This is a genomic window from Allobosea spartocytisi (assembly GCF_014764685.1).
Classification (GTDB): Bacteria; Pseudomonadota; Alphaproteobacteria; order Rhizobiales; family Beijerinckiaceae; genus Allobosea; species Allobosea spartocytisi.
Map to the genome: position 1 here is coordinate 19,431 of NZ_JACXWY010000036.1, position 10,359 is coordinate 29,789.

The following is a 10,359-nucleotide window of genomic DNA, read 5'->3' on the forward strand; positions in this document are numbered from 1 at the left end:
GCCAGCCTCAGTTGCCGCTGTTCGGGAACATGCGGGCATTGCCGGGCTGGTAGCCCGAGCCCGGCGTCAGGAAACGCCGGCGCTGCTCGCGGCCCTGTTCGGCGGCGGCGGCCTGCTCGGCCGACTGCAAGGCCTGCGCCCGGCCGTTGGCCGCCACGACGGCGGTGAGATCCGCGAGTTGCTGCGCCTGGAGCGCAAGGAGTTGGTTGCCGGCCTGCGTCGCCTGCAGCGCGCCGGTCGCGCCCTGGCTCTGGCCGATCAGCGCCGACATCTGCGTGCGATTGGTGTCGATGTTGCCGACGACGCCCGCCTGCACCCGCATTGCGTCCTGCAGGCCGCCGACCGTGTTCTGCCAGCGCGAGCGGGCATCGGTGACGAGTTGCTGATCCGAAGCGGACAGCGAGACGTTCCCGTACTTCTGCTGGAACATCCGGTCGATCTGCTGGACGTCGTAGGCGATATTCTGCGCCTGGTTGAGAAGCTGCTGCGTGCGCTGGACGGACTGCTGAAGCTGTTGCAGCGACGAGAACGGCAGGCTCGCAAGGTTGCGTGCCTGGTTGATCAGCATTTGCGCTTCGTTCTGAAGCGAGGTGATCTGGTTGGTGATCTGCTGAAGCGATCGCGCCGCCGTGAGCACGTTCTGCGCATAGTTCGAGGGATCGAATACGATGATGGCGTGAGCGGGCGTCGCCAGCATGGGCGCGAGCGCGACGGGAGCGGTCAGCAGCGCGGCAGCAAAACGCGCTGCGCGGGAATTGCGCAGTTTCATTGGGACGTCTCCTTGTTGGTGAGCGTGGGGATGAGATCGGCGGCCCAACCGACCTCACGGTGATCGAGCCATGCGGCGAGGAAGCCGTCGCGGCCGTGTTCGGCGACGATGCGGGCAATGGCCGCCTGGTCGGTCTTCGATGACGCGGCGCACAGAGCGAGCGCGACATCGGACAGACCGAGCTCGAAGAGGCGGTTGCCGCGCCGCGACTGGCAGTAATAGTCGCGCTTGGGCATTGCCCGCGCGATGATCTCGATCTGGCGGTCGTTGAGGCCGAAGCGCCGATAGATCGCCGTGATCTGCGGCTCGATCGCGCGCTCGTTCGGCAGCAGAAGCCGGGTCTGGCAGCTTTCGATGATGGCAGGCGCGATGGCCGAGCCGTCGATGTCGCTGAGCGATTGCGTGGCGAAGATGACGCTGGCGTTCTTCTTGCGCAGCGTCTTCAGCCATTCGCGGAGCTGGCCGGCGAAACCGTCATCGTCCAGCGCCAGCCAGCCTTCGTCGATAATGAGAAGAGTCGGCGAACCGTCGAGCCGATCTTCGATCCGATGGAAGAGATAGGAGAGAACCGCCGGCGCCGCGCCGGTGCCGATCAGCCCCTCAGTCTCGAACGCTTGAACGAACGCCGAGCCAAGATACTCGCGTTCAGCGTCGAGCAGCCGGCCGTAGGGACCGCCGACGCAATAGGGCCTGAGCGCCTGTTTGAGATCGTTCGACTGGAGCAGCACGACCAGGCCGGTGATCGTGCGCTCCTCGACGGGCGCCGATGCCAGCGAGGTCAGCGCCGTCCAGATATGCTCCTTCACCTCGGGCGTGATCGCCACGCCCTCGCGGGTCAGGATCGATACGATCCAGTCGCCCGCCCAGGCGCGCTCGGGCACGTCGTGAACGCGGGCGAGCGGTTGAAGGCTGACGTTATCGGTCGCGCCGTCACTGAGATCGCCGCCGAGGTCATGCCAATCGCCGCCCATGCCGAGCGCCGCCGCGCGGATCGAGCCGCCGAAGTCGAAGGCGAAGACTTGGGCGCGAGCATAGCGTCGGAACTGCAGCGCCATCAGCGCCAGCAGGACCGACTTGCCCGCGCCGGTCGGGCCAACGATCAGCGTGTGGCCGACGTCGCCGACGTGAAGCGAAAGCCGGAACGGGGTGGAGCCTTCGGTCTTGCCGAAGAGCAGTGGGGGCGCTGCAAAATGCTCGTCCCGTTCCGGCCCCGCCCACACCGCCGACAGCGGGATCATGTGGGCGAGATTGAGCGTGGAGATCGGCGGCTGGCGGACGTTCGCATAGACGTGGCCGGGCAATGATCCGAGCCAGGCGTCCACCGCGTTGATCGTCTCGGCCATGGCAGTGAAGTCGCGGCCCTGAATGACCTTCTCGACGAGGCGCAGCTTCTCGTCGGCAGCGCGCGGATCCTCGTCCCACACCGTCACCGTCGCGGTGACGTAGGCCATCCCGGCATAGTCGGCGCCGAGTTCCTGGAGCGCCATGTCGGCATCGGCGGCCTTGTTCGCGGCGTCGGTGTCCACGAGGACGGACGCCTCGTTGGTCATTACCTCCTTGAGGATCGCGGCGATCGACTTGCGCTTGGCGAACCATTGCCGGCGGATCTTGGTCAGCAGCTTGGTCGCGTCGGTCTTGTCGAGCAGGATCGCCCGCGTCGACCAACGATACGGAAATGCGAGACGGTTCAGCTCGTCGAGCAGGCCAGGTGTCGTCGCCGTTGGAAAGCCTGTGACGGTGAGGATGCGCAGATGCGACGCGCCAAGGCGCGGCTCGAGCCCGCCGGTGAGCGGCTGGTCGGCGAGCAGCGCGTCGAGATAGATCGGCGTTTCGGGGACGCGGACACGGTGCCGTTTGGTCGAGACGCAGCCGTGGAGATAGGTGAGCGTCTCCGCGTCATCAAGCCAGCGGCATTCGGGCATGAAGGCTTCGACCAGGCGCAGGATGCGATCGGTGCGATCGGCGAACCCGGTCATCACCTCGTTGGGGTCGAGGCCCGACTTTTCCCGGCCTTCATAGAGCCAGGATTCCGCGCGCGCGGCGTCCTCGGCCGGCGGCAGATAGGTGAAGGTCAGGAAATAGCTCGACTCGAAATGTGCGCCAGCTTCCTCGAAATCCGCTTTGCGCTCGGCGTCGACCAGCGCCGAGGCGGGATCGGGAAAGCGGCTGTCGGGATAGAGGTTCGAAGCTTGCCGCTGCGCCTCGACGAAGATTGCCCAGCCTGATCCAAGGCGACGGAACGCATTGTTGAGGCGGCCGGCGATGGCGACTAGCTCAGCCTGTACGGCGCTGTCGAGATCGGGGCCGCGAAACCGCGCGGTGCGCTGAAAGCTGCCGTCCTTGTTGAGGACGATGCCGGAGCCCACCAGCGCGACCCAGGGGAGGAAGTCGGCCAGGCGGCTGTTGCGATTGCGATATTCGGCAAGGTTCATCATGGCCGCGCTCCCCTCAGACCGAAAGGTGTGCGGGGACGCGCAGATGGCGGCGCACAACGTCGACGAAGAGCGGATCGCGCTTGGCAGCCCACACCGCGGTGACGTGGCCGATCGCCCAGATCGCGATCCCCACCAGCCAGAGGCGAAGCCCTAGGCCGACCGCGCCAGCGAGCGTCCCGTTCATGATGGCGATAGCCCGTGGGGCGCCGCCGAGCAGGATCGGCTCGGTCAGTGCCCGGTGAACGGGGACGGTATAGCCTGGGACGTCGCCGCCCTGATCGACAGCGCCCGTCATCAGACCAGCGCCCCGCCGCCGAACGAGAAGAACGACAGGAAGAAGCTCGACGCGGCGAAGGCAATCGAGAGACCAAACACGATCTGGATCAACCTGCGGAAGCCGCCGGAGGTATCGCCGAAGGCCAGCGTCAGGCCGGTAACGATGATGATGATCACCGCCATGATTTTCGCCACGGGACCTTCAATCGACTGCAGGATCTGTTGGAGAGGCTGTTCCCACGGCATCGACGAACCGGAAGCGTGAGCGGGGGCTGCCATCACCGCCGACAGAGTGGCGATGGAAACGGTCAAGACGAGATGATGGCGCGCGCGCCGCAGGCGTTGGATCACAGGCTTTCTCCTTCAGGTGCTGGGACGAACAAGCTCGAGCTGCCGTCGCCATCCGTGGTGGCCGGCGCGATGCGGTAGTCGCCGTCGAGACCGAGGCCTTCGACGCGCGAGAGTTCGGAGAGTCGCCGCGCGGACCCGCGACCGGAGAGGACGGCAACGAGGTCGATCGTTTCCGCGATCAATGCGCGCGGGACCGTGACGACTGCCTCCTGAATGAGCTGCTCCATGCGGCGCAGTGCGCCGATCGCGCTGCCGGCGTGGATGGTGCCGACCCCGCCAGGATGGCCGGTGCCCCAGGCCTTGAGCAGTTCGAGCGCTTCGGCGCCGCGCACTTCGCCAACGGGTATGCGATCGGGCCGCAGACGCAGCGAAGAGCGAACGAGATCGGAAAGTGAGGCAACGCCATCTTTTGTTCGCATCGCCACGAGGTTCGGCGCGGCGCATTGCAGTTCGCGGGTGTCTTCGATGAGGACGACGCGATCGGCGGTCTTCGCAACTTCGGCGAGCAACGCGTTTGTCAGCGTCGTCTTGCCGGTGGATGTCCCGCCGGCGACGAGGATGTTGGCGCGTGAGGAGACACTCCGGCGGAGTATCTCGGCCTGCGTCGCTGACATGATGCCGGCCGCGACGTAGTCGTCGAGCGTGAACACCGCGACAGCGGGCTTACGGATCGCGAATGCGGGGGCAGCGACGACGGGTGGCAGCAGGCCTTCGAACCGCTCGCCGGTTTCAGGCAACTCTGCGGATACCCGAGGAGCACCAGCATGAACCTCGGCTCCGACATGGTGCGCAACCAAGCGAACGATACGTTCGCCGTCCGCTGGTGACAGCCGCTCACCGGTATCGGAAAGTCCTTCGGAGAGTCGGTCGATCCAGAGGCGCCCATCGGGATTGAGCATCACCTCGACGATGCTGGCGTCATCAAGATAGCGCGCGATTGCAGGACCGAGCGCAGTGCGCAGCATCCTTGCGCCGCGCGCGAGGCCTTCCGAATTGTGGTGTGATGCTGTCATAGTGCCCCGTTTCTATCGGGGCCGATACAGTCCTTCCCCAGACGGGGATGATTAAAGGGGCCAGATTTCGGGGCGATTCAACAAAGATTCATCGACGTAGTAGTGTAGCGTGCAAATACAGGAGAACGGCGGTGTCGGACGCACGATACGCCAATACGCTCGCGGAGCTTGACCGGCTCTGCGCAAGCGTCTGATCCTCGCACAATGACCGCTCAATGCATTTGTTGTGGAGGTGATGGACATCCTCGATCGCGGAGATCATCCGGGGGGTGAGATCCTTCTTAATCGGGATCATGCACGGCGTTAGGCTGAACGGGACGGTACGTACGATAGCATCTTTGCAGCCATGAACCCCAGCCGAGTAGAGTAGCCTATGTTTCTTAGATCGGTTTTGGCCGCCGCCGCATTTGCTGCGGCGGTACTCCCCGCGGAATCGGTGTTCGCCGAGGGCGCCCGAAAAGCCAATCAAGGGCAACAGCGCGAGATCGGCAGCAAGGTAATTGAGAAGGCCAACGCCCTCCTTGACAGTTTAACACCGGCGCGGCGCAATGAAGCCCTCGTCGATTATAGATCACGGTGACGGACCGATCGGCGCGGAAAGAGATTTGTAGGCTTCCTCACCATTCAGCGCTGATTCAAGGCTATTTGACGCGCGATCGAACGCGGAAGAAACATCAACGCGTTTCGGGTAGCTCTGCACGGCTGAGCTTTTTGCGCACGCGCGCATGAATCTGGTCGACCCAAGCCAATCCCAATCGCCTGATGCGACCTTTCGGACACCTTAAGAGGAGAAAGTGTTCGATGCGAGACACCACAAAAAGCAGAAGGCGGATCCGAAGTGGCGGAGGCCAATGCGATAGTTGATTACTCATTGTTTTGGGTCTCCTTTGAGAAAATCTGCCACGGCTTTTTTTTGTTCGATGAATCTCAGGCGCTGGCACGCTATCCTGGCGTGCGCTTCGGCGGCCAGATCAACATGTTTGGAAGTGTCGGATAAAGGCGCAGACGCTCAAACGCCGCGGCTAAAGCCATCTCTCGGCGTCGAGCCGTCCAGCGGATATAATTTGCGATGAGCGCATAGGCGACAACGGGCAGCCTTTCGCCGCGTTGGACAAGGATAGCGATGCAACGTTCTAGTCCGTCATGGAGAGCACGCGTTGCAAAATAATGAAACGTGAACGGATCGCTGCGCGCTTTGGCAAAAGCGATCAGCATAGCGGCGATCAATCCGCAAGCATCGATCTCGCATTGAGAATCGCCGAAACAGCTGTCGACAAAAGCGATAATCTGAAAGCCCTTGGTCTGCTCGACTGAGGTCAGCGAAAAAGAACTACAAGAAGTTGCATCGGAAAGCGCCTGGATGCGTTCGGGAAGAGTCTTGAATTGTTCAGACATGAGGCGCCCCCATCAGCTAGTTAGAACAAAAGAGTTTTGTCTATTCAGATTGTTTCCTTTTCGTTTTGGTTGGCAGGCGACGACGCGGGGTATAGCAACGTCCGCGAGGCTATTGCGGACATGTCGGTGCTCGCGCCCGTGCGTCAACGTCGTCACCCGCCTTCTTGCGTGCTACTTCGAGCCGGTATTGCTTGTAGCAGCGTCGTTGCTGGTTGGCGTTCCGCCGATCTGGGGGATGCTGACCTCGACGCCGGTCGCGGCGACGAAGACCTTGAAGCCGATCAGCGCGACAGCAATCAGAAGATAGCCGCGTAGCACGCCCATCCAGACCTTCGTCATCAACGTCATATGCAGGGCAGGCAGCCGATTAAGCGGCGGCATGCGCCAGTTCCGGCGCTCGAGCATCGTCATCTTGGCGAAGCGGTGATCTTGATCGTTGCCATATGCGGCAGCGGGCACGTCATAACTACGCTTGCGTGCTGCGAACGAAAAGACGAACCCGCAAAGCCCCAGCAAAGAGCCGCCAATCAGTATTTTCAGAATTGTGCTGTCAGCCACATCTGGGAAGACGGTCGCCACGGTGAGGATGATCGAGAGCAACACAAGGGACCAGATTATTGCTCCGGTGAATACATTGAGCTTAGGACCGTTGGACCAGGGGCCGACAACCGCCTTGTCGTTGCAAAGGAGGAGCAGGAAGACCGTGGCACTTGGTAGCAGCACGCCAGCGAGAGCCTGCACGGCACTGACAAAGAGGCCCAGCAGCGCATCACTTGCGAAGGCAACAAGGCCTGCGGCAATGAATATGAGAATCCCGTAAGCAACGTAGAATCCGATGGCATCCGTGACTTTGCGATGCAATGAGTGCCTCACCCTGAGGACGTCGGCGATCGCATAAGACGTCGAGAGCGAGACGGCTGCTGCGCCGATGAGGCAAGCATCCAAAAGAGCGATTGCAAAAATCGTCGCCGAATATGGACCCACATATTTGTCCAGCGCCGTAAGCACCGCACCTGTATCCGTGAAATTGCCGAATTCCGGCCGTCCGGCAAACAATGCGGCACAGAACGCCATCATGGCAACGGCGCCGATTACTACCAGGAGGATCCCGAGGCAAAGATCGACTTTCTCGTAGCCGTTGAAGGCGGGCGTGATCCGCTTATCGACAACATAGCTTTGTTGGAAAAAGAGCTGCCAAGGTGCGACGGTCGTGCCAACGATGCCAATGACAAGCAGCATGACTGCCGCCATGTCGGAGTGAGCGGGCCATTGCGGCACGAGCAGTCCATGGGCGATCTCACCGATTGGTGGATGGATGGCGAGGAGCACAGGTATTAGCAACAGACTGCCAAAGACCAAAACCATCGCGAAGCGTTCAAACCGCTTGAAACTTCCGGTGCTGACGGCGGCCACTATGAGCACCGCCGCGACAATCAGTCCCGGAACTCTTGGCAAACCAAAATATTGGAGTGCGAATACGATGCCGATGAACTCGGTTACAATGGTTAGTCCGTTGAGAAGAACTAGGTCTATAAGGCTGAAGGCACCCCAGAACTTTCCGAAACGTTCGAATATCAGTCGTGCATGGCCAACGCCCGTCACAGCACCTAGCCGTGACACCATCTCCTGATTCACGTAAATCACCGGGATCAAGAGCATCAACGTCCACAGCAGAGAGGTGCCGTAGTTCTGACCTGCCTGCGTATAGGTTCCAAAAGCGCCGGCATCATTGTCGCCGACCATGACAATCAGTCCCGGGCCGACGATTGCCATCAAGGTCGCCAGCCTAGCCCGCCAAGTCTTTCGTACACCGGTGTCGTGCTGCCGGATGGTGCCGAACGCGCCGTGGATGTCGCCAATATGCGCGCTATCCAGGACAGCGGGCGCGCTTGAGGCCAATTCGATTTGTTCAAGCGATGTCGCAGAGGTATCGGACATTTCAAACTCCGTTGAGTTTTGCTCGTTTTTGGGTGAATTCACTGGATCAGAGCGAAGCGGTTGTTGGCTGGCCCCGCTGCGGCGGATGCTTTGCGACTGGGCAAGCTCCAGCCGTGTTGGGCGGAATGGCGAGCACGGCGAGCCCGACGTTGATTGCCCGTTGGACGAGATCGGCGGTGTGGCGCCCCCCTGGGAAAGCCACGACAAAGTCGGGTCGGCTGTCTGTCAGCATGAAATCGCTGCGCAGCCCTTCGGCCTTCTTGCCGTAAAACTCCCAATTTGGCGGGTAACGCACCACAGCGATCCCATGGCGACGCGCCCACGCCTCAGCGATGATGCCGACGCCTGCAATGCTGCCGTGGACCACAACGCTGATTGGCTTTCGCCAATGCAGTGCAGTTAGTTCGTGATGCACCATCTCGGCGTCCTCGAAGTGACGTCCTCCACAGACTAGGAGGCGCATGGCCGTGTCCTTTCGGGCTGCTCTTCGGGACACGGTGCTGGTGCGCGCGAGTTGGCGGTGATGCAGGGCGCAGGTACGCGATTTCCTTCCGAGCTGTCGTTGACCGGGGCGGGATCAGTCGTTCCCCGACGCGGCTTAGGAAGCTTTTCGGCAATGCCCATGCTTTCCACGCGGCGCCGCATCTCGGCCCAGACTTCGCTGGGTTCAATATTGAGTGCGTGCCACAGAACGACCAAGTGATAGAGAAGATCGGCACTTTCGCTGACCGTCTTTTGGGTCCGCTTCCTCACCGCCTCGAGAGCGACCTCGGCAGCCTCCTCGACAACCTTCTGCGAGATCTTCCGCAATCCGGCATTCATCAGCTCTGCCGTGCGAGCATGCTCCGTCAATGTCACATCATTCAGCGCGTTGTAGAGCTGCTCTAAATCGTTGGCGAAGATAGTATTCGCGCAAGTCGTATTAGTGCCTGCGGGGCGCGCAGGCAGCAAAGCCACCACTGCATTCATTAGTTAATCCCTTCGTTTGAACTTTGCTGCCAACAGCAGCGCTACGCTGCGCACGGCATTGCCGTGTGTCGCTATGATCAATCGTCAGGATTCTTCAGAGTGGCGGATGTCTCCAATTGCCAGCCCCCAATCAGCCGGCCATCGGATTCCTGATGCCAATGGGCAAGAAGCTTTGGTCTCGCCAAGTTGCGAGCGCCCAATTTCAAGCCGGGAAACACCCCGGCGAATTGAATATCATCATGGGCGACCACCGGTGGCGCCCGACGTGTGTCGATGTTGAGATGAGCGGCCATGGCCACCTCCGTCTGTTCAAGCAGTTGCTCGAACCCGGGTGGCCTGGACGGACGGTGCTCAGCGTCGAAGTGCTGGCGCAGTTACGTCGGCAGAACCGACCCGAGCGATGATGCAACCCAGCGGAGCGTCGATAGCAGGTGACTGACGCCTACTATCTCCCTCCGAGGGGTCGTTGCTAGATCGCGGGTTCATATGATCCTCTGCTGTGCCAATCCGGATCCAATTCACGACGAACTGGACCACGACGCGAACAACCCTGCCGGTCTTCACTTCGCGCGACATTCATATATACTCTGGGGGGTATATTACAACTATACCCGGGTATAGCGGAGGGACGCGATGGCGCATGCGGTGGCTGAGAAGCAGAAGCTGCTGAATAGGGTCCGACGCCTTCGAGGTCAGGTCGATGCGATTGAACGGGCCCTCATCGCGGATGAGAGTTGCGGCGACGTGATGCGGATAGTCACGGCCACGCGCGGTGCGATCAACGGAATCATGGCCGAAGTCGTCAATGGGCACATTCAAGCGCATATGGTCGATGCGAACCGCACGCCCACAGAAGCTGAACGTAATGCCGCGCTCGAATTAGTCGACGTTTTGCACACCTACATCAAGTGAACTGCGATGGCTCCACAAAAAACACCAGTCAATCAGCCTGCCCACGTCGATCCTATAGATCACGAGGCAAACTTGACGCATCGATACCCGCTCGGCACCCGTTCAAGGGAACTACTGACGTTCATCGATGGGCTATGGCGCCTCGTTAGGTCTGGAACGCTTCCCTTGCTGATCTGAACCGCCCCGGCTTCACCGGAGGCCATTTGGTTTAAGTCACGCCGCCATTTGCTGTTCACCGAGCATGACGTAGTAGCGCGCCTCGGCTTCGGCCGGCGGGATGTTGCCGATAGGCTCCAGCAGT

Annotated in this window: 12 protein-coding genes; 2 read left to right on the forward strand and 10 right to left on the reverse strand. The window is 61.2% G+C overall.

Annotated features, from left to right (window positions below; all coding sequences use genetic code 11):
* Positions 1 to 7: 7 nt before the first annotated feature.
* Genes trbJ through trbB form a run of 5 tightly spaced genes read right to left on the reverse strand, consistent with a single transcriptional unit; the run spans position 8 to position 4,844 of the window.
* Positions 8 to 769: a P-type conjugative transfer protein TrbJ gene (gene trbJ / locus IED13_RS27060; protein ID WP_006022583.1), complete on the reverse strand. Its 762-nt coding sequence runs from the start codon at positions 767 to 769 to the stop codon at positions 8 to 10.
* Positions 766 to 3,204, reverse strand: a complete 2,439-nt coding sequence (trbE, locus tag IED13_RS27065) for a conjugal transfer protein TrbE (RefSeq protein WP_006022584.1) — start codon at positions 3,202 to 3,204, stop codon at positions 766 to 768. Before trbE ends, trbJ begins: the two co-directional genes overlap by 4 nt.
* A 13-nt stretch (positions 3,205 to 3,217) precedes the next feature.
* Positions 3,218 to 3,499, reverse strand: coding sequence for a VirB3 family type IV secretion system protein (locus IED13_RS27070; RefSeq protein ID WP_006022585.1), 282 nt, complete (start codon positions 3,497 to 3,499; stop codon positions 3,218 to 3,220).
* A complete protein-coding gene (locus tag IED13_RS27075) occupies positions 3,499 to 3,831 on the reverse strand; it encodes a TrbC/VirB2 family type IV secretion system protein (protein WP_006022586.1) in 333 nt (110 codons plus the stop codon). Before IED13_RS27075 ends, IED13_RS27070 begins: the two co-directional genes overlap by 1 nt.
* Positions 3,828 to 4,844, reverse strand: coding sequence for a P-type conjugative transfer ATPase TrbB (gene trbB / locus IED13_RS27080; protein ID WP_024343194.1), 1,017 nt, complete (start codon positions 4,842 to 4,844; stop codon positions 3,828 to 3,830). The genes IED13_RS27075 and trbB overlap by 4 nt, the downstream gene beginning before the upstream one ends.
* Before the next feature lie 391 nt (positions 4,845 to 5,235).
* On the opposite strand from trbB, the gene IED13_RS27085 reads away from it, so the two are divergent.
* Positions 5,236 to 5,424, forward strand: coding sequence for a hypothetical protein (locus IED13_RS27085; protein WP_124810154.1), 189 nt, complete (start codon positions 5,236 to 5,238; stop codon positions 5,422 to 5,424).
* Between the two features lie 362 nt (positions 5,425 to 5,786).
* Here IED13_RS27085 and IED13_RS27090 read toward each other — a convergent pair whose 3' ends face one another.
* The 5 genes from IED13_RS27090 to IED13_RS27110 form a co-directional block, all read right to left on the reverse strand.
* Complete coding sequence (locus IED13_RS27090) at positions 5,787 to 6,239, reverse strand: hypothetical protein (RefSeq protein ID WP_006022590.1); 453 nt, start codon at positions 6,237 to 6,239, stop codon at positions 5,787 to 5,789.
* Between the two features lie 171 nt (positions 6,240 to 6,410).
* Positions 6,411 to 8,177 carry an NRAMP family divalent metal transporter gene (locus tag IED13_RS27095; RefSeq protein WP_006022591.1) on the reverse strand — a complete coding sequence of 589 codons (1,767 nt, stop codon included), beginning with the start codon at positions 8,175 to 8,177 and terminating at the stop codon, positions 6,411 to 6,413.
* Positions 8,178 to 8,223: 46 nt separating this feature from the next.
* Positions 8,224 to 8,595: an SLOG family protein gene (locus IED13_RS27100; protein ID WP_242443339.1), complete on the reverse strand. Its 372-nt coding sequence runs from the start codon at positions 8,593 to 8,595 to the stop codon at positions 8,224 to 8,226.
* 32 nt (positions 8,596 to 8,627) lie between these two features.
* Positions 8,628 to 9,146, reverse strand: coding sequence for a phosphoribosyl-ATP diphosphatase (gene hisE / locus IED13_RS27105; protein ID WP_006022593.1), 519 nt, complete (start codon positions 9,144 to 9,146; stop codon positions 8,628 to 8,630).
* A 77-nt stretch (positions 9,147 to 9,223) separates the two neighbouring features.
* Complete coding sequence (locus IED13_RS27110; protein WP_124810155.1) at positions 9,224 to 9,439, reverse strand: hypothetical protein; 216 nt, start codon at positions 9,437 to 9,439, stop codon at positions 9,224 to 9,226.
* 340 nt (positions 9,440 to 9,779) lie between these two features.
* Between IED13_RS27110 and IED13_RS27115 the strand changes: the two genes are divergently transcribed.
* Positions 9,780 to 10,058: a metal/formaldehyde-sensitive transcriptional repressor gene (locus IED13_RS27115; RefSeq protein ID WP_006022595.1), complete on the forward strand. Its 279-nt coding sequence runs from the start codon at positions 9,780 to 9,782 to the stop codon at positions 10,056 to 10,058.
* Positions 10,059 to 10,359 lie beyond the last annotated feature (301 nt).